Origin of the sequence: Dyella japonica A8 (genome assembly GCF_000725385.1) — a bacterium.
GTDB lineage: Bacteria > Pseudomonadota > Gammaproteobacteria > Xanthomonadales > Rhodanobacteraceae > Dyella > Dyella japonica_C.
Window position 1 is genome coordinate 921223 of sequence record NZ_CP008884.1, and the last position, 26211, is coordinate 947433.

21 protein-coding genes are annotated in these 26211 nt (G+C 66.4%); 12 read left to right on the forward strand and 9 right to left on the reverse strand.

Annotated elements, in window-relative coordinates; translation table 11 throughout:
- Positions 1 to 2: 2 nt before the first annotated feature.
- Complete coding sequence (locus HY57_RS03810; protein ID WP_026033880.1) at positions 3 to 818, reverse strand: glycosyltransferase family 2 protein; 816 nt, start codon at positions 816 to 818, stop codon at positions 3 to 5.
- A 306-nt stretch (positions 819 to 1124) separates the two neighbouring features.
- Here HY57_RS03810 and HY57_RS03815 point away from each other — a divergent pair, with 306 nt between their 5' ends.
- The 5 genes from HY57_RS03815 to HY57_RS03835 all read left to right on the forward strand — a co-directional run bounded on the left by HY57_RS03815 (position 1125) and on the right by HY57_RS03835 (position 6189).
- Complete coding sequence (locus HY57_RS03815; RefSeq protein ID WP_019465023.1) at positions 1125 to 2027, forward strand: hypothetical protein; 903 nt, start codon at positions 1125 to 1127, stop codon at positions 2025 to 2027.
- A 100-nt stretch (positions 2028 to 2127) separates the two neighbouring features.
- Positions 2128 to 3024 carry a glycosyltransferase family 2 protein gene (locus HY57_RS03820; protein WP_019465024.1) on the forward strand — a complete coding sequence of 299 codons (897 nt, stop codon included), beginning with the start codon at positions 2128 to 2130 and terminating at the stop codon, positions 3022 to 3024.
- On the forward strand, positions 3021 to 4238 hold the full coding sequence (locus HY57_RS03825; protein WP_019465025.1) for an O-antigen ligase family protein: 1218 nt from the start codon (positions 3021 to 3023) through the stop codon (positions 4236 to 4238). Before HY57_RS03820 ends, HY57_RS03825 begins: the two co-directional genes overlap by 4 nt.
- Positions 4235 to 5077 (forward strand): glycosyltransferase family 2 protein, encoded by an 843-nt coding sequence (locus tag HY57_RS03830; protein WP_019465026.1) that lies wholly within the window; start codon positions 4235 to 4237, stop codon positions 5075 to 5077. Before HY57_RS03825 ends, HY57_RS03830 begins: the two co-directional genes overlap by 4 nt.
- Positions 5074 to 6189 carry a glycosyltransferase family 4 protein gene (locus HY57_RS03835; protein ID WP_019465027.1) on the forward strand — a complete coding sequence of 372 codons (1116 nt, stop codon included), beginning with the start codon at positions 5074 to 5076 and terminating at the stop codon, positions 6187 to 6189. Before HY57_RS03830 ends, HY57_RS03835 begins: the two co-directional genes overlap by 4 nt.
- Before the next feature lie 741 nt (positions 6190 to 6930).
- Here the strand turns inward: HY57_RS03835 and HY57_RS03840 are convergent.
- The 4 genes from HY57_RS03840 to def form a co-directional block, all read right to left on the reverse strand.
- Entirely contained in the window at positions 6931 to 8661 is a 1731-nt protein-coding gene (locus HY57_RS03840; protein ID WP_019463838.1) for an ArnT family glycosyltransferase, read from the reverse strand.
- Positions 8662 to 8762: 101 nt separating this feature from the next.
- A complete protein-coding gene (gene rsmB, locus HY57_RS03845; RefSeq protein ID WP_019463839.1) occupies positions 8763 to 10058 on the reverse strand; it encodes a 16S rRNA (cytosine(967)-C(5))-methyltransferase RsmB in 1296 nt (431 codons plus the stop codon).
- Positions 10059 to 10249: 191 nt separating this feature from the next.
- Entirely contained in the window at positions 10250 to 11170 is a 921-nt protein-coding gene (gene fmt / locus HY57_RS03850; protein ID WP_019463840.1) for a methionyl-tRNA formyltransferase, read from the reverse strand.
- Complete coding sequence (gene def / locus HY57_RS03855) at positions 11167 to 11676, reverse strand: peptide deformylase (protein WP_019463841.1); 510 nt, start codon at positions 11674 to 11676, stop codon at positions 11167 to 11169. Before def ends, fmt begins: the two co-directional genes overlap by 4 nt.
- A gap of 188 nt (positions 11677 to 11864) precedes the next feature.
- On the opposite strand from def, the gene HY57_RS03860 reads away from it, so the two are divergent.
- The 6 genes from HY57_RS03860 (at position 11865) to purD (ending at position 21366) form a co-directional block, all read left to right on the forward strand.
- Entirely contained in the window at positions 11865 to 12992 is a 1128-nt protein-coding gene (locus HY57_RS03860) for a LysM peptidoglycan-binding domain-containing protein (RefSeq protein ID WP_019463842.1), read from the forward strand.
- An 82-nt stretch (positions 12993 to 13074) separates the two neighbouring features.
- The gene (gene dprA / locus HY57_RS03865; RefSeq protein ID WP_019463843.1) at positions 13075 to 14202 is read left to right on the forward strand and encodes a DNA-processing protein DprA; all 1128 of its coding nucleotides are present in this window, start codon (positions 13075 to 13077) and stop codon (positions 14200 to 14202) included.
- A 124-nt stretch (positions 14203 to 14326) separates the two neighbouring features.
- Positions 14327 to 16852, forward strand: coding sequence for a DNA topoisomerase I (locus tag HY57_RS03870; protein WP_019463844.1), 2526 nt, complete (start codon positions 14327 to 14329; stop codon positions 16850 to 16852).
- Positions 16853 to 17425, forward strand: coding sequence for an L-threonylcarbamoyladenylate synthase (locus HY57_RS03875; RefSeq protein ID WP_019463845.1), 573 nt, complete (start codon positions 16853 to 16855; stop codon positions 17423 to 17425). It abuts the gene before it with no gap.
- Positions 17426 to 17614: 189 nt separating this feature from the next.
- On the forward strand, positions 17615 to 18985 hold the full coding sequence (locus HY57_RS03880; RefSeq protein WP_019463846.1) for an AMP-binding protein: 1371 nt from the start codon (positions 17615 to 17617) through the stop codon (positions 18983 to 18985).
- Positions 18986 to 20082: 1097 nt separating this feature from the next.
- Positions 20083 to 21366 (forward strand): phosphoribosylamine--glycine ligase, encoded by a 1284-nt coding sequence (gene purD, locus HY57_RS03885; RefSeq protein ID WP_019465563.1) that lies wholly within the window; start codon positions 20083 to 20085, stop codon positions 21364 to 21366.
- A 60-nt stretch (positions 21367 to 21426) separates the two neighbouring features.
- Here the strand turns inward: purD and HY57_RS03890 are convergent, their stop codons facing one another.
- The 3 genes from HY57_RS03890 to HY57_RS03900 form a co-directional block, all read right to left on the reverse strand.
- The gene (locus HY57_RS03890) at positions 21427 to 21873 is read right to left on the reverse strand and encodes an SRPBCC family protein (protein WP_019465562.1); all 447 of its coding nucleotides are present in this window, start codon (positions 21871 to 21873) and stop codon (positions 21427 to 21429) included.
- Positions 21874 to 21959: 86 nt separating this feature from the next.
- Entirely contained in the window at positions 21960 to 22610 is a 651-nt protein-coding gene (locus tag HY57_RS03895) for a dihydrofolate reductase family protein (RefSeq protein ID WP_026033974.1), read from the reverse strand.
- Positions 22611 to 22750: 140 nt separating this feature from the next.
- Positions 22751 to 23170 (reverse strand): hypothetical protein, encoded by a 420-nt coding sequence (locus HY57_RS03900; protein ID WP_019465560.1) that lies wholly within the window; start codon positions 23168 to 23170, stop codon positions 22751 to 22753.
- Positions 23171 to 23345: 175 nt separating this feature from the next.
- On the opposite strand from HY57_RS03900, the gene HY57_RS03905 reads away from it, so the two are divergent.
- Positions 23346 to 25220, forward strand: coding sequence for an MFS transporter (locus HY57_RS03905; protein ID WP_019465559.1), 1875 nt, complete (start codon positions 23346 to 23348; stop codon positions 25218 to 25220).
- Between the two features lie 58 nt (positions 25221 to 25278).
- Here HY57_RS03905 and HY57_RS03910 read toward each other — a convergent pair whose 3' ends face one another.
- Complete coding sequence (locus HY57_RS03910) at positions 25279 to 26148, reverse strand: cobalamin biosynthesis protein (protein ID WP_019465558.1); 870 nt, start codon at positions 26146 to 26148, stop codon at positions 25279 to 25281.
- Positions 26149 to 26211 lie beyond the last annotated feature (63 nt).

The following is a 26211-nucleotide window of genomic DNA, read 5'->3' on the forward strand; positions in this document are numbered from 1 at the left end:
GATCAGCGTTCAATGCCGTGGCGAAGAAGGGCGGCTTCCGCAAGCCGGACCGATTCGGGATGGTGGCGCATCTCGTAGTAGCGCATGCGCTTGTACAAGGCGTAGCTCGCCGCCGTGTGCGCGACGATGAAGCCGCGCCATCCGTCCAGTGCGCCCAGGCGAAAGACGTAGTCCTTGACGAAGCTCAGCCAGTACACGAACGGCGCCTGCCACATGCGTACCGACTTGCCCTTGTCCAGCCAGTCCAGGCATTTCAGTTCGGAATAGCGCAGCACCTTCAGCTGCTTGTGCACCAGCGTCGGGTTGTTCACGTGGTTGAAGGGCGCGCGCAGGGTGGGCACCGAGCCTTCGAAGCGCAGCGATTCATGCACGCGCGCGTCTGACCAGCGCGCCCGGCCGCGGTGGTACAGGCGAGCCATCTTTTCGCCCACGGACGGCCGGTACCAGCGCATGGCGCGCCCCATGAAGATGGTCCGCCGGCGCAGGATGGCCGCCGGTACCTCGCTGGCCATAAGCGCGGGCAAGCCCTGCTCCAGCTCCCGGGCCAGTTCAGGGCTCAGGCTTTCGTCAGCGTCCAGGGCCAGAATCCAGTCGTGCGAGCAGTGGGTGGCGGCGGCATTGCGCTGGGGGCCGAAACCCAGCCAGTCCTGGTGCACCACGCGGGCGCCGTGCGCACGGGCAACGGCGACCGTGTCGTCGGTGCTGCCGCTGTCGACCACGAGCTTTTCGGCCGCGAACGGCACGCTGTCGAGGCAGCGCGCGATGTTGTCGGCCTCGTTGTGGGTGATGACCACGAGGGTGATGGGAAGCAGGCTCATGCGCGGCATTCTAGGGCAACACCGCCGAGGGTTCGCTGTGATGGCCGACAGCCGGGCCATCGCCGTGGTTGGGGCGGCGTTCCCGTTGCCGCAACCCGGATCGGCTAAGATGCCGCGGCCTCGGGGGCGGGGTAGGCGTGCGGGCCGTGTGCTGGCTTTACGGCGAATGGGCCGGCAAAGTCATCGCGTGGCCACACCGTTTCGGACGCGTCGTCCGTTTTGGCTGCTCCGGCGTTTACGGCGGGGCAGGTGTCGTTGACCAGTATCCGAGCGGCGATCGCCAGTGACGGAGCGGGCAGGAGTGTCATGGGTGAGCGGGCCAATCTGATCCTGGGGGCGGCGGCGGGATACACGCCCGACAAGATCAGGCTTTTCGTGCAAAGCCTTGCACGCGTGGGTTTCCGCGGCAGGCTGGTGCTGTTCGTGTATCGCGGCCAGATGGACGTCATGCGCGCCTTCGTGCAGGAGCGCGCGCCGTCGCTCGACGTGGAGCTCGTGCCGATCCGCGGCATACGCGAACACGTCAAGTTCATACGGTCGTGCTACAAGCGGTTCTTCGAGCTAATGCCCGCCGAGCGGTTTCCCGGTCTCAAGCGTCGCATGCTGCGCTTCCAGGGCGCACCGCATGTCGCGCGCTATTTCCATTACCAGGATTACCTGGCGTCGCATCCCGGCTACACGCACGTGCTGGTCAGCGACGTGCGCGATGTGGTGTTCCAGGACGATCCCTTCCTGGGCGTGGAGCAGGGGCTCTACCTGGGCATGGAAAGCCCAGCCCTGACCATCGCCACCGAACCGTTCGACCGCGACTGGATGCTCGACGCCTATGGCGAAGCCATGCTGCAGCGCATTGGCGATCGGCAGGTGTGTTGCTCGGGCGTGACGCTGGGTGACATGGCGTCGATGCAGGCCTATGTCCGCCAGATATTGCAGGAAGCCATGCGGCTTCCGTTCAGCAAAATGAAGACGCGGATTTACGACCAGGCGTTCCACAATAAGCTGCTGTATTGCGGCGAACTCGGTACCACCGTGCTGTGCCAGCCGCTGCAATCACTGATCGCCACCCTGGGATGCCTGGATGCGTCGCAGTTCGTCTTGTCCAACGATGGCATGCTGCTCAACGAGGACGGGCGGGCGGTCCCCATCGTGCACCAGTACGACCGCCACCCTGTACTCGTCAGCGCCTTCGAGGACAGAATGCCAGCCTGAGAGGCGCAGGCCGGCCTCCCTGGCGCAGGCGTCGTCCGGACAGCGGGGCTCGCGAGCACTATCGCCGGCCCCGTGCCAACCCACCGTAGAACCGAGCGTCATGTCCCATCCTTCCCCGACCACCGTCTCACTGCTGGTCTCCACCTATAACTGGAAAGAGGCCCTTGCGCTGGTCCTGCGCAGCGTGGCCGCGCAGAGCCGCCTGCCTGACGAGGTCATCGTGGTGGACGACGGTTCGCGGCAGGACACGGCCGAACTGCTGCGCGCGATTGCCCGCAGCTTCCCGGTGCCGCTGCGGCACGTCTGGCAGGCCGACGAGGGGTTCCGCAAGGCGCGCATCCTCAATCGCGGCATCGCCGCCGCCCGTGGCGACTACGTCATCCAGGTCGATGGCGACATGGTGCTGCACCGCCACTTCGTGGCGGACCACCTGAGTCTTGCCGCCCCCGGCCTGTTCCTGCAGGGCACGCGCATCCGCACCACGGTGGCGGAGACGGCACGCCTGATCGGCGGCGGCCAGCCGCGTTTCAGCTGGTTTACCGATGCGTACTTCCGCGACGACAAGGATCGCAGCACCTACCACTTCGGCCGCCGCCACCACACCTTGCGCCTGCCCTGGCTGGCCCGGCTGAAGTCGCGCGCCAGCGGCCACCCGATGGGCTGCAACGTGAGTTTCTGGCGCGCCGACCTGCTGAAGGTCAACGGTTACGACGAGCGCATGCATGGCTACGGCAGCGAAGATCTGGAGATCGACCTGCGCCTGCAGAACGCCGGCCTGCGCCGCAGCCAGATCAAGTTCGCCGCCCTGGCCCTGCACCTGGAACACCGCAGCGTGGCGCCGCCCGACCCGGCCGATCCGGACCTGCCCAACAACCAACTGCTGTATGCCGCTCGCGACGCTCAAACGATCCGTACCGAACATGGCCTGGATGCGCACTTGGCCGACTTCACCCAGCCGCCGGCGGACCTGCGTGAGCAGTCGGTGAGGGCGGGATGAGCGACGTTCGTCAGGAAACACTGCCGCCAGCCGCATCGCTGGTCGGGGATGGTGCGGTGACGCGCTGGCTCCGCCGCCTGGTGGTGGTGGGCGTGGTCTGGCTGATCCTCGGCATGGCGGTGATGCCGGCGGGGGTGTCGTTCAACCCGGGCAAGCTCTACCAGCGCGTGCTGGGCCTGACCCTGTACCTGCCCGCGTTGCTGCTGCTGGTCATGCGGCCTTCGCGTGCACTGGATTTCTGGCGCAGGCCGCTGGTGCCCTGGGTTCTCCTGCTGATGGGCTGGAGCGTGTTGACGCTGCTCTGGGGGCATGCCGTGCGACCGTTGGACGAGGCCGGCCACAGCGTCAGCATCGTGCTGTTCCTGTTCGGTTGGCAGCAGGTGTTCAGCCGGGATGAGGCGCTCATCCGGCGACTGCTGGTGGGGTGTGGTCTCGTCATGGCGGTGGTCGCGGTGGCGGCGATTGCGATGAGCCTGATGTACCCGCAGCCGGATGCGCGACTCGCCGGGTTCGGCGTCATGGCCAACGCCAACCTGGCTGCCGGCGCCATGGGCGCGGCGCTGCTGTGGTTGTGGCCATGGCGTTTTGGGAACACCCGCGGGTGCATCGCCAAGTGGGCCGCGATCTCGATACTGGGCTTCTTCGTGGTGATGACGCTCACGCGCAGCGCGCTGGCCGCGCTGTTCGTCGCGCTGGTGCTGATGGTGCTCAGCCGTGGCGGGCGACGCGCCTGGTTGTATGCGGGGATGGTGGTGGTGATTGGCATCGCCAGCGCGGTGGCCGGTGCCCAGTTCCTGATGGCGCGCGGCTTGTCGCTGCGGCCGGAGATCTTCACCCAGGCGATGCACCTGTTCCTGACGCATCCGTGGCTGGGCCTTGGTGAAGGGACACCTTTCCAGCTGAAAGCCGGCGGCGAAGTGATGACCCATGCGCACAACATGTACAGTCAGCTGGCGATCGAGCTTGGCCTTCCCGGTCTCGTGCTGTGGGCGGGCATCTGGCTGGCCCTGGGCTGGCTTGGCTGGCGCTGCCGGCGGGAGCCGCTGGGCGCGATCGTGCTGGGCCTTTGGACGTTCGGCACGGTGCTGGTGCAATTTGACCTGCCCCACCTGATCGACAGCCCGCGGCCCGCCTGGCTGATCACCTGGCTGCCGCTGGCGCTAGGCATGTCGCTGGCATACCGGCCTGGCAGGGGTGGCGCGAACGCCGCATGAAAGTCTCGCTGATCGTCCTCACCTACAACTGGCCTGAGGCTCTGGAAAAGGTACTGCTCAGCATTGCCGCGCAGACCTGCCTGCCTGACGAAGTGTTGGTCGCTGACGATGGTTCCGGCCCGGAGACGGCCGCGGTGATCGCGCGCCTTGCGGCGGACTTTCCCGTGCCGCTGCGCCATCTGTGGCACGAAGACCAGGGCTTTCGCGCCGCCCGCGCGCGCAACCGCGGCATCGCGGCGAGCCGCGGCGACTACGTGATCCTGCTCGATGGCGACATGCTGGTGGAGCCGCATTTCATCGCCGATCACCTGATGCTGGCCGAGCGTGGTTACTTCCTGCAAGGCGGCCGCATCAAGGCGACGCCGGAGGAATCGCAGCGCTTGCTGGACGGCAAGGCGCCCGTCTACGCGCCGTGGGCTGAGGCCAACTTCGACGAATTCGACGGCACGCGACGCCTCTACGCATTCCGTGCACCGCCGCTGGCGCGCTGGAAGGCCCGCTCGCGCAGCGGTGGCCGGGTGATGAGCTGCAACATGAGTTTCTGGCGCGACGACCTGCTGCGCGTGAACGGTTTCGACGAGCGCATGGAAGGTTATGGCGCCGAGGATCGCGAACTGGCGGCACGGCTGGAGAACGCCGGCCTGAAGCGGCGCGCGCTCAAATGGGCCGCGCTCGCCGCCCACCTGTGGCACAACTCGCGCTCCCCGCCGGACGTGGACGACATGAGCCTGCCGAACAACCGCCTGTTCCACGCGACGCGCACCCAGGGCATCACCTGGTGTGAGCGCGGCGTCAGCCAGCATGTCGACCTGCTCGAAGACGGCGCGCCCCACGCATGAAGCTGCTCTACACGAATTTCCACGGCGGTGACGGCGGTGGCCATACCACCTACATCCGCGAGTTGGCCGCGGCGCTGGCATCGCGCCATGAAGTGCACGTGGCGGCCCCACCGGGCAGCCGCCTCAACCGCGAGGCACGCGCCCTGCCCGGCGTGTTCGTGCTGGACCAGCCGTTTCCCAATGGCCTGAACAAGTGGAAGGCGCGCCGCCGTGCGCGTGCCCAGCTCGCGGCCTACCTGCACAAGCAGGGCTTCGACATCGTGCACGTCAACGGCTCGGCCGATCATCGCCTGGTGTTGTCGGCGATGCCGGCGAAGCGACCGGCGCTGGTATGGACCAAGCACAACTCCAAGCCTGTCCGTGGCATCGGCAACGCACTGCGCGCGCGACGCACGGATCTGGTGATCGCCGTGTGCGAGTACACGCGGCGTGAGTTGATGCATACCGCCTATCGGCGTTGCCGCCTGGAAACGGTCTACAACGGCGTGGATATCGAGCGCTGGGCGCCGTGGTCCGAGGATGCAGCCAAGGCCGAGCGCATCAGCTGGAACGGTGGCGACGAGCGCTTGTTCCTGCTCGGCAGCAACGCCGGCACCGCGAGCTACAAGGGCTGGATGGACCTGATGGAAGCGTTGCCCCTGCTTCCTGCCGATGTGCGCAGCCGCGTGCGCGTGCTGATTGCCGGCGTGCCGCCGAAAGCGGACGAGCTGGAGCGCGTGGCGCAACTCGGCCTGGCCGGACAGGTGGTCTTTCCCGGTGTGCTGGCGGATGCGCGGAGTATGGTGGCCTCGCTTGATGCGGGCTTCGTGCTCTCGTACGACGTGGAGACGATTTCGTTTGCGTGCCGCGAGATGATGGCGATGGGCAAGCCGGTGCTGCTGACGAATTATGCGGGGCTTCCCGAGAACATCCACGAAGGCAAGGATGGATGGCTCGTGCCTGTGCGTGACCCAGGCGCGTTAGCCGTTGCGGTCCAGCGTTTGGTCGAACAGCGCGGGGCGTTGCCGGCGATGGGTGTGGCGGCGCGGGAGCACGCGGAGCGGGAGTTTGGGTTGCCGTTGTTTGTGGGGCGGACGGAAGAGGCGTACGAGCGGTTGTTGGGGTTGCGGTAGGGGGGGAGGTTGCGGGGCGGTGCTGAGGGGACGATCTCGGCGGTCTAGCCTCGCCTTCCTACCCGTCATCCCGGCGCAGGCCGGGATCCAGTTTCTGTCGTGGTCGGTGTCGCCTCGTGCCTTCCCGCGATCGGGCCGCTTACGCAGCGGGCGTTTCGACCTTCTGCCGAAGGCCGAGTCACTTTTCTTTTGCTGGCCCAAAAGAAAAGTAACCCAAAGAAAATGGCCTGAAGAGCTGGCAGCATTTCGTGGGGATAAGCCCGAACGCGTGAGGCACGTTGTTGCTTGGCGACCTTCGCCTTTACACAGCGGGTACTTCCAAGCGTTTCGCAACGCGCCCTGGCGATGAGGACTTAAAGCGGCGCCTCGCTTCGCTTTGGCCCTGATGGACCCGCACGGTCGCCCCGCTTTTCTGTGGGAGCGCACCCTGTGCGCGACAACCTAACGGAGCGGTGATCACCAGACGCCGCTGTCGCGCACAGGGTGCGCTCCCACAAGGGGCTCGCCTCTTTGGGATGCTGCGCTGACGGCTCTGGCTCTTGCTTTTGGCTTTTCATCTCCCGGGTCCCCGGAAGGCGCGCCATCGGGGGCCCTTTCTTTGGGTTACTTTCGACGCGAAGCTAGTCCCTGTGGGGCGCAGGGATGACGGCTAAAGAATGAAGCGATAAGGCGAGTACTCAACCACTCGATACTCGCACTGGCATCGACCCTCTTCGGGACGACAGCCGAGAGCGCCACCCCTTACTCCTCCAACGTCGCCGCCGGCACGCGATCCACATCCTCACCCGGCAAACACCCTTGCACCACCGCGTCGGCCCGGAACATCCACCATTCGCGGCGGTTGGCGTGGCCCAGGCTGATGGCCTTGCTGCGGTCCACGCAGTCGGCCATCACGCCGTCCAGCGCGAAGAGCCAGCGATGCGAGGGGTCTTCCGCCTGCCACTTCACCGCGGCGGCGTACTGGTCGTGCCACGGTTTGGTGAAGCCGAAATCGGTCGCGGGCCGATCGAGCATCAGCAGGTTCTGTTCTTTCCACGCCACCATACCGAGCTGGTCGCCGGGGGGCAGGTGTTCGCGTACTTCCTGCATCAAGCCTGCCGCGGAACTGGAGTCGTTGAGGATGGGGTAGGCCCACAGGCTCCATATCAGCCACATCGCGGCCATGCTGCAGGCCACCGCGGCAACCGCATGGCGCACGCGCAAGATGACGATGAGCGCCAGCATGATGACGCCGATGGAGAGGGCCATCCACCATAGCGAGCGGCCGCCATCCTCGAAGCCGCGTGCGGTGGCGAATTCGCTGGCGAACTTCGGATGCGCGACAAGGGCGGCGGCGCCGACGCCCAGCATCGCCGCACCCATGATGACAATGAAGGCGAGCCCGGCGATGCGCAGCCAGCGCTTCTGCAGCAGTTCGCCGAGATAAGGCGCGGTAATCAATGCCAGCATCGGCAGCGCGGGCATGATGTACACATCGCGCTTGCCCTTGGGGATGGAGAAAAACACCAGCAGCAGCACGATCCAGCCCAGCGGCAGCAGGATGCGTGCATCCTTTGTCTTCAGCGCCTGCCACCAGCGCGGCAGCGTGCCCGGGTACGTCAGTGAGAGCGGCAGCCAGGTGAATAGCACGATGGGGACGTAGTAGAAGACCGGATGGTGGTGGTCCCACGACTTGCCGTAACGACCGGCCGTCTGGTGGAACAGGATGTCGTTGACGTACGCGGCATAGGCGGGGTCGCCCGCATGCGCCTTTGCGCCCAGCAGCATCGGTACCAGCCACAACGCCATGGCGAACAGCAGCGCCACCAGGCCCAGTGACCAGCGCCACCAGGCACCGTCGCCCATGCGCGATACGCCATGCCACTGGCCGAACACGGCGACCAGATACGGCAGGAACAGCAGCAGCGCGAGCACGCCTACGCCCTTGGTGATCACGCCAAGTCCCGCACAGAAACAGCCGAACCAGAACGCGCGCCAGTTCGGTCCCTTCAGCATGTGGACCAGCAGGCCCCAGTTAGCCGCGGTGATGTAGAACATCACCAGCGGATCGATCTGTGCGCGCTTGGTCTGGTAGACGAACTGGAAGGTGATGAGCAGCGCCGACGCGGCGTAGAGGCCAACCTGGCGATTCCACAGGCGGCGGCCCAGGTCATACACCAGCAGCAACGAGCCCAGCGCGGCCAGCAATGACGGCAGCAGGAAGGCGATGCGCCAGCTGCGCAGCACGGTATAACTGGCGGCCTCCAGCCAGAACAACATCGGTGGCTTGTCCGAGTACAGTTCGCTGCCGCGATGCGGGAACAGCCAGTCGCCACTCTCCACCATCTGCTTGGCCGCGAGCGCGAAGCGTGGTTCGTCGGACGGCCAGGGATCACGCAGGCCCATGCCGGCGCCAATCACGATGAACGCGATCAGCAGCAACAGCCAGAAGCGGCGGCGTTCCAGGGGTGTGGCTTCAGGGAAAACAGGCATACGTGGATTCCGGGGGAGCGGCAGGGCCGCATCACTGACCAAGCAGCCCGAAGGCTCGGGCCCGTGCGCGGCACGCTTGGGCGTGTCGCCGGCCGGCAGGTTCAGGCCTTTTCGATGACGGCATAGTACATGCCGTCCAGATCGCCATCGCCGGGCAGCACCTGCCAGCCCACGGTGGCGGATTGCCCCACCGGCAGCGTGAAGTCGACGACGCGGGCGTCTGCCACCGTTGTCAGCCACTCGCTGACGACGGCGTCATTCTCGGCGCGCAGCATGGAGCAGGTGATGTAGACCAGGCGTCCGCCCGGGGCGAGCAACGGCCACAAGGCTGCCAGGATGCGCCGCTGCTGCGCGGCAAGCGCGGCCATGTCGCTTTCGCGACGGTGCAGGCGCACGTCGGGCCGGCGCCGCAGCACGCCGGTGGCCGAACAAGGGGCGTCGATCAGGATGCGGTCGAATGGTTTGCCGTCCCACCAGTCCTTCGGCTGGCCGGCGTCGCCGACGACGATGTCTGCCTCGAGCCCGAGGCGCTGAAGATTCTGGGTGATGCGCGGCGTGCGCTTCGCATCGAACTCAAGGGCGGTAAGCGCGATGTCCGCGCGCTCGAGCAGATGGCAGGCTTTGCCGCCCGGGGCGGCGCAGGCATCGAGCACGCGTTGCCCGTCGCGAACGTCGGCCAGGTCCGCGGCGATCTGTGCGGCGCCATCCTGTACGGCAAATTCGCCCGCGGCAAAGCCGGGCAGGCGGGTGACATCGGTGCTGTGCGGCAGCACGATGCCGTCCGCCAGCCAGGCGTGCAATTCAGCCGTATAGCCATCCGAACGCAGGCGATCGAGCAGGGATTCGCGCGTCGTACGGCGCTGGTTCACGCGCAACATCAACGGCGGTTCGGTGTTGTTGGTCACCATCACAGCGTCGGCCTGTTCGGGCCAGTCGCGGGCCAGGGCCTTGGCCAGCCACACCGGGTGCGCGTGGCGCGTCTGCGGTTTGGCGTCGAGTGCGGCCAGCAGCGTCTCGCGTTCACGCAGCCAGCGGCGAAGGACGGCATTGACCAGCCCCGCCATGCGCGGACGCTGCATGGCGCGCGTGGCCTGCACGGTCGCGGCGACCGCCGCGTACTCCGGCAACTGCAGGATTTCCAGCTGCACCAGGCCGAGCACCAGCAAGGCGTGGACGACGGGCTCCTTCTGGCGCAGCGGCTTTTCGAGCAGGCGATCCAGCACCGGGTCGAAGCGCAGCCACCAGCGGGCGCCGTCGCTGAGCAGGGCCATCAGCAAGGAACGGTCGCGACTGTCGGCAAGCTTGGGGGCGTGGCGCTCCATGGCATCGCGCAGTGAGGCTCCGCGCAGGGCGACGTCGGCAAGGGCTTGGGCGGCGAGGGCGCGGGTGTCGGTCATGGAGTGAACTTAGCTGGGAGGGATGAAAAGCGAAGGTAAACGCCGCCAATTTTTGCTCGTCATTCCGGCGCAGGCCGGAATCCAGTAGCGACAACATCCGGTTCTCGCAGGACCTCCCCTTTGCCTTGGGCGCGAGGCGAAAACCCGGCGATGTCGCTACTGGATTCCGGCCTGCGCCGGAATGACGAAGCTTAAGCCCCGCGCGTCTTCATGGCGTTGAGGTAATCCGCCGCCGTGATCCGCTTGCCGCCCGCCCGCTGCAGCGCGGTCACGCGCAACGCGCCTTCACCGCAAGCGAGGTCGATGCCGTCGCGGCTCATGCCGAGCACCGTGCCCGGTTCGCCGTGGCCTTCGATAGCACGCGCCGCCCAGATGCGCAGCGTCTCCCCGCTGATCTCGCCCTCGGCCACGGGCCAGGGATCGAAGGCACGCACCTGGCGTTCCAGTTCGATGGCGGGACGGCTGAAATCGAGTCGCGCCTCGGCCTTGTCCAGCTTGTGCGCGTAGGTCACGCCCTCGTCGGGCTGCGGATGGGGGGCGAGGGTTTCGCCTGCCATCACCCGTGCCAGGCCTTCGGCCAGCACGTCGGCGCCCAGCGCGGCGAGGCGGTCGTGGAGCGAGCCGCCGGTGTCGTCGGCGCCGATCGGTGTGCGGCGTTCCAGCAGGACGGGGCCAGTATCCAGCCCGGCTTCCATCTGCATCAGGTCGACACCGCTCTCGGCATCGCCGGCCAGGATGGCGCGCTGGATGGGCGCCGCGCCGCGCCAGCGCGGCAGCAGGCTGGCGTGCACGTTCCAGCAACCCAGCCGCGGAATGGCCAATACCTTGCGGGGAAGGATCAGGCCGTAGGCCACCACCACCATCAGGTCGGGCGCGTAGGCCGCCAGCGTGGCGCGGGCTTCCTCGGACTTGAGCGACTCGGGCTGCTCGACCGGGATGCCGGTCGCGATGGCTGCCTCTTTCACCGGGCTGGGCGTCAGCTTGCGGCCGCGCCCGGCGGGGCGGTCCGGCTGGGTATAGACAGCCACTACCTCGGCGCCGCTGGCGCGGCAGGCTTCAAGGCAGGGGACGGAAAACTCGGGGGTACCCGCGAAGACGACGCGGAGTTTCAAGCGCTGGCCGCCTGCTTGCGCTGCTTTTCCATGCGCTTGAGCAGCATGGAGCGCTTCAGCGGCGAGAGGTAATCCACGAACACCTTGCCGGCGAGGTGATCCATCTCGTGCTGGATGCACACGGCCAACGGGCCCTCGAACTCGCGCACGACCTCGCTGCCGTCCACGTCGTTGGCTTTTACCTTCACCTTGAGGGCACGGGTGACGTCGGCGTAGATGCCGGGGAAGGACAGGCAGCCCTCCTGGTATACCTGCGCGCCGTCCTTCTCGAGGATCTGGGCGTTGATCAGCACGATGGGCTGGTTGCGCTCGTCGCTCATGTCGGCCACCAGCACCTGCTGGTGCACGTTGACCTGGGTGGCGGCCAGGCCGACACCATTGGCGTCATACATGGTCTCGAACATGTCGGCTACGAACTGCTTGAGTTCGGCGTCGAACACACGCACGGGTTCGGCCTTGGTACGCAGGCGGGGGTCGGGAAATTCGAGAATGGTCAGGACAGACATGGCTCACCTCAGCGCCAAAAGTGCGGGCGAATCGGTAAAAACCAAGCCCGGGCGCATCTTAGAATGGCCCTTATTGTACGCTTCCAAGCCCCCGTCTGGCATGCCGTTTTGCCAACTGGTCACGGTTGCGTGAACAAGTTGTTCGGTTACACTCGCCCGAGCGTCGGGGGGATGGGGGATTCCCGTTTATGATCAGAAAGTCCATTGGGCTGCTGGCCGGCATGCTGGTCACGGTGGCCGTTTACGCTGCGGGCGCGCAATTGCGTGCCGATCACCCCGATACCTATACGGTGAAAAAGGGCGACACGCTCTGGGCGATTTCCGCACGCTTCCTTTCCAAGCCGTGGCTGTGGCCGGAGATCTGGCAGGCGAACCCGCAGGTGCAGAATCCGCACCTCATTTACCCGGGTGACGTGCTGAATCTTTCGTTTGCCAACGGTCCGCGCCTGGGCTTGCAGCCGCGTGTGCGTGCCGAAGGCGATGCCGTTCCAGCCATCCCGCTGGACCAGGTGCGCACGTTCCTGAAGGAAATGCGCGTCCTCAATTCTTCCGAAGTGAAGTCGCTGCCCTATGTGGTCGGCTTCGAGGAAGCGGACCTGCGCGGCACGGTCGGCCGGAACGTCTACGCACGCAACCTGTCGGCGGAGCCGGGCCAGCGTTTTGCCATCGTGCGCCCCACCCAGACCTTCCGCGACTTCGACAGCAAGAAGGGTCGCGACAGCGGTTCGGACCTGGTGGCACATCCGCTCGACAGCAACGTGTCGCTCGTGCGCACGCCGTGGAAGGAAGACTTCCGCGCCGATGGCCACTACGGCAAGGGTGAGGACATCGGTACCGAGGTCATGGTGATCGGCACCGCCGAAGTGCTGCGCACCGGCGACCCGACCACCCTGCTCCTGCTGGACTCCACCATGGAGATCAACAAGGGCGACCGCCTGCTGCCGATCGACGACAAGCCGTACGACGCCTACTACTACCCGCATGCGCCCAAGTCGTTGCCGGGCAATGCGCGCGTCATCGCCTTCGCCGACGCCTACGACGCGGTGGGCCCGCACCAGGTGGTGGCGCTCAACATCGGTTCGCAGGATGGCGTGGACAACGGCCAGACCTATTCGATCTACCAGCCGGGCGAAACCATTCCGGACGACGTGGCCAGCGACAGCTGGGACCGCGGCACCGGCAAGAAGGTGACGCTGCCGCAGGAGTTCGTCGGCCACGTGATGGTGTTCCGCACCTTCGACCGCGTGAGCTACGGCCTGATCATGGACGGCCTGCGCCCGGTGCACCGTCACGACAAGCTCGAACTGCCGGAATAAGCATCCGAGCGGTACAGGACGACAGAACGGCGCGGTCATCACCGCGCCGTTTCTTTTTGTGCCGCCTCTACGCTGGGCGGCCATGGATGAAACCGCACACCTCCGTACCTGGCTGACCCTGCTGCGCACGCCCCGCCTTGGCCCCGCGGCGCTGCGCGAGCAACTGGACGCCTGCGGCGGCCGGGTCGACGCTGTGCTCGACGCGCTCAGGCAACGCCTGTCCTCCCTGCCCGACGACACGCGCCGCTGGCTCGAGCGACCCGACGAGCGTCGGCTCGACGACGACCTCACCTGGCTCGAGCCACCCGGCCGGCGCCTGATGCTTTGCACCGACGAGGACTTCCCGCCCCTGCTGGAGGCCATTGCCCAGCCGCCGGCGGCCCTGTTCGTGACGGGCGACGCCAGCCTGCTGTTGCACCCGCAGCTGGCCATCGTGGGCGCGCGCGGGGCGACCCTGAGCGGGCGGGCGCATGCCCGGGCCTTTGCGCAGGCGCTGGGCCTGGCCGGCTTCACCATCACCAGCGGCATGGCCGATGGCGTCGACGGTGCCGCGCATGTCGCCGCACTCGACGCCGGCCTGCCTACCGTGGCCGTGGTGGGCACGGGTCCGGACCGGGTCTATCCGGCCAGACATCACGCGCTGGCCCGGCGGCTGGCGGCCGAGGGCGTGCTGGTCAGCGAGTTCCCGCCGGGCACGCCGGCCCGCAGCGATCACTTTCCCCGCCGCAATCGCCTCATCGCCGGCCTGTCGCTGGGCACCCTGGTGGTCGAGGCGGGTTTGCAGTCTGGGTCACTGATTACGGCCCGGTTGGCGGCGGAACAGGGTCGTGAGGTGTTCGCCCTGCCCGGTTCCATTCATAATCCGCTCGCTCACGGTTGCCATCGGCTTATTCGCGATGGCGCGCGGCTGGTCGAAACGGCTGCTGAAATCGTGGAAGTGCTTGCTCCCGCTGCTGTCGCACTGGGTCGTGAGTTGGCTGTCCGGCTTGATGGGGCGGCTGTCTCGCCCCATGTAGAGACGGCGTCCGAGGTCGATCCATCGCTCCAGGCGTTGCTCGATGCGCTCGGTCACGGGCTGGTCGCGCTTGAGGATCTGGCGGCCTTTACCGGCCAAGCTGTCGCAGGGCTGTCGTCTGCGCTGCTGTTGCTGGAACTGGAGGGCAGGGTCGAATCGTTGCCCGGCAACCGCTACCAGCGCCTGCCGGGCTGACGAAAGTCGACCTGCGGCGCGCTTTCACATGGTTCAGCTTGACGGCGTCAGGTCGCCATGCCTTTAACTAAATATAGGAAGCCGGCCCAGACAGGTCGGCCGTAGATGGCGGATAGCGAGTTTCATGGCAAAGAACCTGCTCATCGTCGAGTCGCCGGCCAAGGCGAAGACGATCAACAAATACCTCGGCAAGGACTTCCAGGTCCTGGCCTCCTATGGGCACGTGCGTGACCTGAAGCCGAAGGAAGGGGCCGTGGACCCCGACAACGGCTTCGCCATGGCCTACGAGGTGATCGACCGCAACGAAAAGCACGTCGACGCCATCGCCAAGGCGGCCAAGGTGGCCGACGACATCTATCTCGCGACCGACTTGGATCGCGAGGGTGAGGCGATCTCCTGGCACATCAGCGAGATTCTCAAGGAGCGCGGCCTGACCAAGGGCAAGCAGCTCCATCGCGTGGTGTTCTCCGAGATCACGCCCAAGGCGATCAAGGCCGCCGTGGCGGCGCCGCGCCAGCTTTCGCACGACCTGGTGGACGCCCAGCAGGCGCGCCGCGCGCTGGATTACCTGGTGGGCTTCAACCTGTCGCCGGTGCTGTGGCGCAAGGTGCAGCGTGGCCTGTCCGCCGGCCGCGTGCAGTCGCCCGCGCTGCGCATGATCGTGGAGCGCGAGGAAGAGATCGAAGCCTTCGTTGCCCGCGAGTACTGGACTATCGAGGCCTCGCTGCACCATCCGGAAGGCGACTTCTCGGCGCGCCTCACCAAGCTCCACGGCAAGAAGTTCGAGCAGTTCGACCTCACCAACGAACACGATGCCCTGGCCGCACGCCACGCGCTGAAGGAGGCCGCCCGCGGCCACCTGACCGTCAGCGACGTCAGCAGCAAGGAGCGCAAGCGCCGTCCGGCACCGCCGTTCACCACCTCCACGCTGCAGCAGGAGGCCGCGCGCAAGCTCGGTTTCTCCACCAGCCGCACCATGAAGGTCGCGCAGGGCCTGTACGAGGGCGTGTCGATCGGCACCGAAGGCAACGTCGGCCTGATCACCTACATGCGTACCGACTCGGTGGCCTTGTCCGAGGACGCCGTGGGCGAGCTGCGCCAGCTGATCGCGCGCGACTACGGCAACAAGGCGCTGCCGGATCACGCGCAGACCTACAAGTCCAAGGCCAAGAATGCGCAGGAAGCGCATGAAGCCATTCGCCCGACCTCGGCCATGCGCACGCCGCGCGAGGTCGCTGCGTTCCTCAACGATGAGCAGCGCAAGCTTTACGAGCTGATCTGGAAGCGCACCGTCGCCTGCCAGATGATCCACGCGACCATGAACACCGTGTCGGTGGATTTCAATGTGCCGCACGTGAAGGGTGGCGACGCCGCGTTCCGCTCCACCGGCACCACCGTGGTCGACCCGGGCTTCCTTGCCGTGTACGAGGAAGGCCGCGACCAGAAGACCGCCGAGGACGAGGACGAAGGCCGTCGCCTGCCCAAGCTCGACGTGGGCGAGCGCGTGGCGCTGCAGGACGTCCTGGCCGACCAGCACTTCACCGAGCCGCCGCCGCGCTATTCCGAAGCGAGCCTGGTGAAGGCGCTGGAAGAGCACGGCATCGGCCGTCCGTCGACCTACGCCAGCATCATCCAGGTGCTGCTCAACCGCGAATACGTGTTCCTCGACAGCCGTCGCTTCAAGCCGACGGACGTGGGTCGCGCCGTCAGCAAGTTCCTCACCGCGCATTTCACCCGCTACGTCGACTACGACTTCACCGCCAAGCTCGAGGACGAGCTGGATGCCGTGAGCCGTGGCGAAGAACAGTGGGTGCCGCTGATGGAGCGCTTCTGGCAGCCGTTCAAGCAGCAGGTGGACGAGAAGACCGAAACGGTCGACCGCAGCGAAGCCACCGGCGCGCGCGAGCTGGGCACCGATCCGAAATCCGGCAAGCCGGTGTCGGTGCGCCTGGGCCGCTACGGGCCGTACGCGCAAATCGGCGACAAGGACACGGACGAGAAGCTGCAGTTCGCCTCACTGCGTCCCGGCACGAGCATGCACACCATCACACTGGAAGACGCGCTGGAGCTGTTCAAGCTGCCGCGCAAGCTCGGCCAGGCGGAGAACGGTGACGAGGTGTCGGTGGGCGTGGGCCGCTTCGGTCCGTTCGTGAAGCAGGGCAGCACCTATGCCTCGCTCAAGGCCGAGGACGACCCGTACACCATCGAGCTGCCGCGCGCCCTGCAGATCGTGCAGGAAAAGCTGGAGATGCTCGCCAACCGCATCATCAAGGATTTCGGCAACGGCATTCAGGTGCTCAACGGCCGCTTCGGCCCGTACATCACCGACGGCGAGAAGAACGCGCGCATCCCGAAGGATCAGGAACCCAAGGACCTGACCGAAGCGCAGTGCGTGGAACTACTCGCCGCTGCTCCGGCAAAGAAGGGCCGCGGCGCGTTCAAGAAGGCGGCGGCGAAGAAGGCCGCCGCCGAGAAGAAGCCGGCGGCCAAGAAGGCGGCTGCCAAGTCCGCCACCAAGACAGCCGCCAAGAAGACCACCGCCAAGAAGGCAGCGACCAAGAAGACCGCTGCGAAAAAGACGGCCGCGAAAAAGGCGACCACCAAGACCGCGACCAAGAAGCCTGCCGCCAAGAAAAAGGCGGACGCCTGAGTGACGGCACGCTTCACCCTGGCCGACATCGACGCCGCCGCCGCGCTGATGCGCGACGGCGGCGTGCTGGCGTATCCGACCGAAGCGGTCTACGGGCTGGGCTGCAACCCTCATAACCGTGAGGCCTTCGAGCGCCTGTTCGCGCTCAAGCAGCGGCCGCCTACGCAGGGCGTGTTGCTGATTGGCGCAGACTTCGCGCAGGTCGAGCCTTACATCGACCTCGCCGCCGTGCCGGTCGAAGTGCTGGCCCAGGTGCGCGAGAGCTGGCCTGGTCCCAACACCTGGATCTTCCCGCGCTCCCCGCTGGTGCCCGATTGGGTGGCTGGCGCCCACGCCGGCATCGCCTTGCGTGTCACCGCCCACCCGCCCGCCGCTGCCCTATGCCGGGCCTACGGCGCGGCCCTCGTTTCCACCAGTGCCAACCCCCACGGCGAGCCCCCGGCACGCAGTGCGGACGTGGCCGTGGGCTATTTCGGCCAGGCCCTGGAAGGGGTGCTGGACGCGCCCGTGGGCGGCCAACAGCGGCCTACCGTCATACGCGACGCCCTCTCCGGCGCTATCATTCGTGCCTGACTGAAGCCCGACCGCTCGCCCTGAATCCATGGCGAGGATGAACGGCTTCCGCATGCCACCCGCTCTCAGTAGGGAGTGATTCAGTGGCTACCGCGAGGATGGGGACCATCGCGGATCTACTTTTCCGTCCGCACGTCGGGCCGGCTCCGGCCGGACCGGGGGCGCGAATGGCAGTTGTCGGAGAGCACTTTGGCCAGCGTTATCGAAAACCTACAGCTCGAGCGGTCGGCACCGGTGTTGCCGCTGCTGGCGGCTGGCGCAGCGGACCGTCCGGTGGTGTGGCGCCACGACCGGCCGGTGAGCCTCGCGCGCTTCATGGCACACGTGCAGGCCGTCGCCGACCAGCTGCCCGTAGCCCCTGCCCCTGCCGCGGTGAACCTGTGCGAGGACCGCTACGCGTTCCTGGTGGCGTTCTGTGCCATCGCGCTGCGTGGCCAGACCAACCTGCTTCCTTCCTCCCGCGCTCCCAAGGCCGTGGCCGAGGTGATGGCCGCCCACCCCGGAAGCTATGCGCTGGGTGAGCTGGCGCTGGAGACACCGCCCGCCCATTACCGCCACCTGCCGGGCCTGATGGACACGCCCGAGGCTGGCGGGACGCTGGACATCCCGCTGCTGCCGGCCGACCAGGTCGTGGCCATTGGCTACACCTCCGGCTCGACCGGCGTCCCCAAGGGCAACCCCAAGACCTGGGGCAGTTTCCATGCCAGCAACGCGGGCAACATGCGCGCCTTGCACCCCGTGGTCGGCAAGCACTTCCACGTGGTCGCCACGGTACCGCCGCAGCACATGTACGGCATGGAGATGTCGGTGCTGCTGCCCTTGCTGGACGATGTGGCCGTACATGCCGGCCGCCCGCTGCTGCCGGCCGACGTGGCCGCCGCGCTGGCGGGCGTCCCCACCCCTCGCGTGCTGGTGACGACACCGGTGCATCTGCGCGCGCTGATCGAATCGGGTGTGGAACTGCCGCCGATCGATGCCATGGTGTCGGCCACCGCGCCGATGCCGGTGGAACTGGCCCAGGCGGCGGAAGCCCGGTTTGGCGCGCCGCTGCTGGAAGTGTTCGGCTCCACCGAAACCTGTGTGTTCGCCAGCCGCCGCGCGGCCGCGGACGAACCGTGGACGCTTTACGACGACGTATACCTGCATCCGCAGCCGGACGGCACGCTGGTGCGCGCGCCGCAGCTGGAACAGCCGATGACGCTGGCGGACATCGTCACCCTGCACGACGGCGGCCGCCGGTTTCGTCTGTGCGGGCGCCATTCGGACTTGCTCGATATCGCGGGGAAGCGTGCGTCGCTGGGAGATCTGACGCGTCGCTTGCAGGCCGTTCCTGGCGTGCAGGACGGCGTGGTGTTCCAGCTCGAGAGTGGGGATGCACTGGGCGTGCATCGCATCGCCGCGCTGGCGGTGGCGCCGGGGCTGGATGAGCACACGATACTGGAGGCGTTCCGCCAGTCGGTGGATCCGGTGTTTTTGCCGCGGCCGTTGAAGTTGGTGGATAGCTTGCCGCGCAACGAGACGGGGAAGTTGCCCCGCGCGGCGCTGCTGGCGTTGCTTTGAGTTCTGTATTCCCGCGTCTCTTTGGGGGCGCGAGAGCTGGCATGGATGGTTGTGGTTTTGAGGAGTGGGAAGGGGTTGGATGAGGGTCCGGTTCCCCTCCTCTTGCCTCACCTTTCCTACCCGTCATCCCGGGGTAGCTGGGCGAGCGTGAAGCGCGCGGAAAGTCCACCGGACGCTTTCAACCGTCTACCCTCATCTTTTCATCAGAGCCGTCATCCCGGCGCAGGCCGGAGGCGCTTCACAACAGCCGAAGGCTGGTCATCCAGTTTCTGTAATGGTCGGTCGTCGCCTCAGGCCTTCCCGCGATCGGGCCGCTTACGCAGCGGGCGTTTCGACCTTCTGCCGAAGGCCGAGTCACTTTTCTTTTGCTGGCCCAAAAGAAAAGTAACCCAAAGAAAATGGCCTGAAGAGCCAGAGCTGGCAGCATTCTGTGGGGATAAGCCCGAACGATTGAGGCAAGTCGTCGTTTGGCAACCTTCGCCTCTGCACAGCAGGTACTACCAAGCGCTTCGCAACGCGCCATGGCGATGAGGACTTAAAGCAGCGCCTCGCTTCGGCGGGGACATGACCCGCACGGTCGCCCGCTTTTCTCTTTTCTGTGGGAGCGCACCCTGTGCGCGACAACCTAACGGAGCGGTGATCACCAGACGCCGCTGTCGCGCACAGGGTGCGCTCCCACAGGAGGCTCGCGTCTTTGGGATGCTCCGCAGACGGCAAGGGTTCTGGCTTAGCCTTTTGGCTTTTGACTCTGGCTCTTGATTTGCCGCCCCCCACCGGAGGGCGGAAGCCCGCCGCAGGCGAGCCCGGTCGCCGTAGCGCGACAACCAAGCACCGAGGCTCTGGATGACCCGCCATGCGGCCGTTGAAAAGTGCCCCCGGCCCCTTGCCCCCTTTTCGGGGTGAGCCGGGATCACGGCCTCTTTGGAGCCACGACGCCAGACGGCACAGGCCGCGCCACGCCTCCAGCACATCCCCATGCGCCCTCTCGGCCCCTGCCCCGGCGCCCCCGCCATGCTGCGCTGCGAAATCCCCCTCCTGCCCCTTACAATGTCCCATTGCGCCGCCCTCGGCGCGTTCCTTCGGCAGTTGGAGTCCCCATGAAAGTCCTGGTCATCGGCAGCGGCGGGCGCGAGCACGCGCTGGCGTGGAAGCTCAAGCAGTCGCCGCGCGTGAGCGAAGTGATCGTTGCCCCGGGCAATGCGGGCACCGCGCGTGAAAAAGGCCTGCGCAATGCCAACATCGCCGTGACGGATATCGACGGCCTGCTCAAGCTGGCCAAGGACGAGAAGATCGCGCTGACTGTGGTTGGCCCGGAAGTGCCGCTGGTGGCGGGTGTGGTGGACAAGTTCCGGGCCGCCGGCCTGCGCTGCTTCGGTCCGCGCGCTGTCGCCGCGCAGCTGGAAGGTTCCAAGGCGTTCGCGAAGGACTTCCTGCTTCGCCACAACATCCCCACCGCGCGCTATGCGGTGTTCACGCAACTGGATCCCGCGCTTGCCTACGTGCGCAAGCATGGCGCGCCCATCGTCATCAAGGCCGATGGCCTGGCGGCGGGCAAGGGTGTGGTGGTGGCGCTGACGCTGGCGGATGCCGAGCAGGCGCTGCACGACATGCTGGGCGCGCATCAGTTCGGCGATGCTTCCGCACGCGTGGTGATCGAGGAGTTCCTCGATGGCGAGGAAGCCAGCTACATCGTGATGAGCGATGGCCAGCACGCGCTGCCGATGGCCAGCAGCCAGGACCACAAGCGCCGCGACGAGGGCGACCTTGGCCCGAATACCGGTGGCATGGGCGCGTATTCGCCAGCGCCGGTGGTCACGCCGGAGGTGGAGAAGCGCATCCTCAAGGAAGTGATCGAGCCGACCCTGCGCGGTATGGCGATGGAAGGCGCGCCGTTCATCGGCTTCCTCTATGCCGGCCTGATGATCGACAAGAGCGGTGCACCCAAGGTCATCGAGTTCAACGTGCGCTTCGGCGATCCGGAAACACAACCCATCATGCTGCGCCTGAAGTCGGATCTGGTCGACCTGATCGAGGCCGCGCTCGATGGCGAGCTGCATCACACTCACGTGCAGTGGGACGCGCGTCCTTCGCTGGGCGTGGTGATGGCGGCGGGTGGTTATCCGGGCAAGGTGCGCAACGGCGACGTCATCACCGGACTGGATGCTGATTTTGGTCCGGACGCGAAGGTGTTCCACGCCGGCACGCAGCTCGACGCGCAGGGCAATGTGGTCACGGCCGGTGGCCGCGTGCTTACCGTCTGTGCCCTGGGCAAGGACATCGCCACGGCACGCCAAAACGCGTACGCAGCCGTGTCGAAGCTCCACTATGAAGGCGCCTTCTGCCGTCGCGACATCGCGCATCGCGCCTTGCATCGCGGCTGATCCGCACCGCTGGCCTTCACGAAAAAGCCCCGGCATGCCGGGGCTTTTTTTATGGTCCGGTCAACCCGGAATATCCGGTTCCACCAGCTGCGCCAGGTGCACCAGCGATTCCTGCCAGCCGAGATAGCACTGCTCGACGGGAATCATGGAAGGAATGCCTTCCTGCACGACATGCAGCTCCGTGCCGCAGGACACCTTGGTCAGCGTGACGGTGGTCTGCATCTCGCCCGGTGGCATGGCGTCGTCGAAGCTCGCGGTATAGCGGATGCGCTCGCCCGGCACGAGTTCCTTGTACGTGCCGCCGAAGCCATGGACGTTGCCGCTGGTGAAGTTGGTGAACGTCATGTGGTAACTGCCGCCCACCTGGGCATCCAGATGCTGCACCTTGCCGGTGAAGCCGTATGGCGGCAGCCAGCGCGCCATGGCCTCGGCCGTGGTGAAGGCGCGATAGATCTTCGCGGGGGTCGTGCGGAGGACGCGGTGAAGCGTGACGGTTCCGGTGGTCATGCGGGTACTCCTGTGGAGGTATGAACAGGCCGTGTAGGCCCGTCATGGATCCGACGAACGGCAAGGCACGCTTTCGACATTCACCTTCATGCGCGTCGATGCAGCATGACATGGGTGGCCCGCTCGCCTGCCACGCTTTCCACACATGCGTAGCCGAGTGCTGGCAGGTCCAGGCCCGCGAACAGGTTCTCGCCGCGTCCAAGCAACCATGGACTCATGGCGAGATGCAGCTCGTCGATCAGGCTTGCCTGAAGGTATTGTCGGACGGTGGCAACGCCGCCGCCGAGGCGTATATCCCGATCGCCCGCCGCTGCGCGTGCCTGTTCGAGCGCCGCATGAATGCCTTCGGTCACGAAATGGAAGGTCGTGCCGCCGGCCATCGTCAACGCTGGCCGCGCGTGGTGCGTGAGGACGAAGACGGGCACGTGGTACGGCGGCTCGTCGCCCCACCAGCCCTTCCAGCTGTCGTCGGGCCAGGGGCCGCGCACGGGGCCAAACATGTTGCGTCCGAGGATCCATGCACCGATACCGTCGAAGCCGCGCTCGGCCATGGCGTTGTCCACGCCCGCTTCACCGCCGCCGTCGCCGCCGTGCATCTGTTGCCACATGCGGGTGTGAAAGAGCCAGTCCATCAGGGCCATGCCACCGACGCCGAGTGGGTTGTCCATATCCTGGGCGGGGCCGGCGCTGTAGCCGTCGAGTGAAACCGCAAAGCTCTGCACACGGAGTTTCGTCATGGTTCGCTGCCGGTAGTGGAGGTCATGGGTACGACGCACCGGTCATGTCGAATTCGACATGGGTGGCCGCAACGCGCGCGGCCACGAGGGTTGCGTTGCACGCGAACCGGAGGCTACTCCAACAGGTAGCGCAGCGTTGTTTACGCCCCGGTGGCCAGCAATCGTCGCGCGGACTGCAGCAAGCTGTAGGGCGGGCCGTCCATCAAGGCAGCGAATGCCAGGCCAATGGGACGCCACTCCCTGCCGTCCAGCAGGCGCACGAATGGAAACAGATCGTCCCAGGCACCGTGATCGTTCGTCGGCGGCTCGATCCAGCGGCCCGGCTCGTGTTCACACAGGACCTCGCCTGCGTAGCTGCCGAACGCAAAGATCGAAGGAGTCATGGTGTCGGCCGTCGCCCCGTCCTCATGCCATGTCGCCAGCACGTCGTCCAGGTGGGCGAGCGATTCCAGCGAATGATCAAGGCAAAGGCCGTAGGTGTCGCGCATGCTGCGAACGGCATCATCGGCGTAGGCGCGAATGGTCTGAATGGCAGGTGCCACGTCGATACGAAAATGCATGAGTCACTCCCTGTGAACACGAATGCAGTCGGGTAACCAGCGGCTTGCAGGCATCGAAGCCCCTTCCTGATATGCGCTGGCCAGGTCATTGGATACGCCGGACGGGATACTCCACAAGTCCGCCAAAGGCACTATTTCGCGCTAGGCTTGCCGCCATGACACGCCAGGGGTCCGCATGAGCCAGTTCAACCTGCTTGGAAGCCGGCGCTTCGCGCCCTTCTTCTGGACCCAGGCGCTGGGCGCGTTCAACGACAACGCGTTCCGCAACGCCATGGTCATGCTGGTGGCGTTCCAGATGGGTCTGGATGACAAAACGGTGTCGCTGTACACCAACCTCGCCCCGGCGTTGTTCATCCTGCCCTACTTCCTGTTCTCGGCCACGGCGGGCCAGCTGGCGGAGAAGTATGAGAAGTCGCGCATCATTCGCTACGTGAAGTTGTTCGAGATCGCCGCCATGGTGATTGCCGCCATCGGTTTCTACACGCACCACACCACGCTGTTGTTGGTGGTGCTGTTCCTGATGGGCCTGCACTCCACGACGTTTGGTCCGATCAAGTACGCCATCCTGCCGCAGGCGCTGAAGCCGGATGAACTGGTCGGTGGCAACGGCATGGTGGAAATGGGCACGCAGTTGGCGATGCTCATCGGCATGATCGCCGGCAACTCGCTGATGCTGATCCATGGTTATGGGCCGATTGCGGCCTCGGCCACCACCATCGTCATCGCCGTGCTGGGTTATCTCGCCAGTCGCCGCATTCCGCCCGCGCCAGCCACCGCACCCGATCTCGTCTTCAACTGGAATCCGGCGACCGAGACGGCGCGCGTGCTCGGCATCACCCGGCAGGACCGGCGCGTATTCAACGCCGTGCTCGGCATCTCGTGGTTCTGGTTTTTCGGCACGGTGCTGATCGCGCAACTGCCAAACTACACGCGCCTCAACCTAGGCGGCGATGGTTCGGTCAATACGCTGGTGCTCACCTTGTTCTCGCTGGGCACGGGTATCGGCGCGCTGTTGTGCGAACGCATGTCGGGTCATCGCGTGGAGGTGGGCCTGGTGCCACTGGGTGCCTTCGGCCTGACCGCGTTTGGCGTGGACCTGTATTTCGCCCATCCGCACCTGGCCACCGTGCATGGCCTGGACTGGCTCGGCTTCCTGCATGCCGCGGGCACCTGGCGCGTGGTGATGGATCTCACCCTGATCGGTGTGTTCAGCGGCTTCTACGTGGTGCCGCTGTTCGCCTACGTGCAGGCGCGCACGCCGCGCGACCGTCTTTCGCGGGTCATCGCGGGCAACAACATCCTCAATGCGCTGTTCATCTGCCTGGCCTCGGGCTTCGGGCTGGGGCTGGGTGCGCTGGGCCTCACGGCCGTGCAGATCTTCCTTGCGGCCGCGTTGCTCAACGTCATCGTGGCGGTCTACATCTTCACCATCGTTCCCGAGTTCCTGATGCGCTTCATCACCTGGGTGCTGGTGAACACGCTGTATCGGGTGCGCGTCGACGGTCTGGAAAACATCCCAGAAGAAGGCCCCGCGCTGCTCGTGTGCAACCACGTCAGCTTCATGGATCCGCTGGTGCTGATGGCGAACCTGCGGCGGCCCGCGCGCTTCGTCATGTACTACAAGATCTTCAACATCCCGGTGCTGAAGTTCGTGTTCCATACCGCCAAGGCGATACCGATCGCGGGGCAGAAGGAAGACCCCGCCGTGCTGCAACAGGCTTACGACGAGGTGGATGCCGCGCTCGCCGAGGGCGACCTGGTGTGCATCTTCCCCGAAGGCGGGCTGACCAGGGATGGTGACATCGCACCGTTCCGCCCGGGCGTGGCGCGCATCCTGGAACGACGTCCCGTGCCGGTGGTGCCGCTGGCGCTGCGCGGCCTGTGGGGCAGCGTGTGGAGCCGTCGCGATTCCATGCTGCATCGCGCCCGCTTGCCGCGTCGTTTCCGTGCCCGCGTGGAACTGGTGGCGGGCGCGCCCTATGCGCCCGCTGACGCGAGACTGGAAACCCTGGAAACACGGGTACGGCAGCTGCGCGGCGATTTCGCCTGAGCGAATGGCCCTGGCAGGGCGTGCGCTGCCGGGGGCGCCGCCGGGCGCGTAGTCGTGCTTACGCCGTCCAGCCCGCCAGCACGATCAACGCCACCAGGCTGAGCCAGGCCAGCAGGGCGCGCAGCAACGCACCGCGCAGGCGGATCAGTTCGGCCAGCGTGTCGATGCGTTCTTCCGCGTAACCGTCGCCCGCCTCGATATCCACCTGCACGTCCGCCCGCGCCGCAGCGCCCAGAAAGCCCGGGCCCTCCACGTACCAGCTGTTGGGCGATTGCTGCTGGTGCCAGCGCTTCCACGCACCGATCACGGCGTCCCAGTGGCCGACCAGGGCCAGCGTGAACACCATCAGTTGCGCCGGCAGCCAGTCGGCCACGTTGGCGAACGAGCGTGCGGCGCTGCGCGCTGGCGTATCGAGTCGCAGGGTCTGGTCGCGACCCAGCGTCTGCGCGAGGCGATAAAGCAGCGCACCGGCCGGGCCCAGCAGGAAGAACCACAGCAGCACGCCAAAGCGGCGGTGCAGGGCGGCATACGCGGTTGCTTCGCCCAGCGCCACGGCATGCCACGCCACTGGTTCGCCGTCATCCGACAGCGCCTGCGCTGCGGCCTCGCGCGAAGGCTGGTCCGGCGCCTTGATGATGGTTTCCAGATCCGCCTCGTAGGCGTGCGGGCCAAAGCAGTACAGCAGCACCACGAAGGAGAAGGCCAGGCGGAGGAAGTCCGTGCCCGGCAGCAGGTGGATCAACCAGATGGCCACAAGGCACAGCACCACGGGCACGCCCAGCGTCACCGCGACGCGCGCCGGGCCGGCGGTATCACCCAGTTGCGCCACCCAGCGGCGGAAGCCGCCATCGCCACGCCAGTGCGCGAGTTGCGGCATGACATGCACCAGGCCGAGTGCGATGAGTGCGGATAGCAAACTGACAGCCATGGGTGCGGTTCTCCTGTCGACGGCCGCATTGTAGGGCAAGGTCGTGACGGGTCAGCGAGCTGT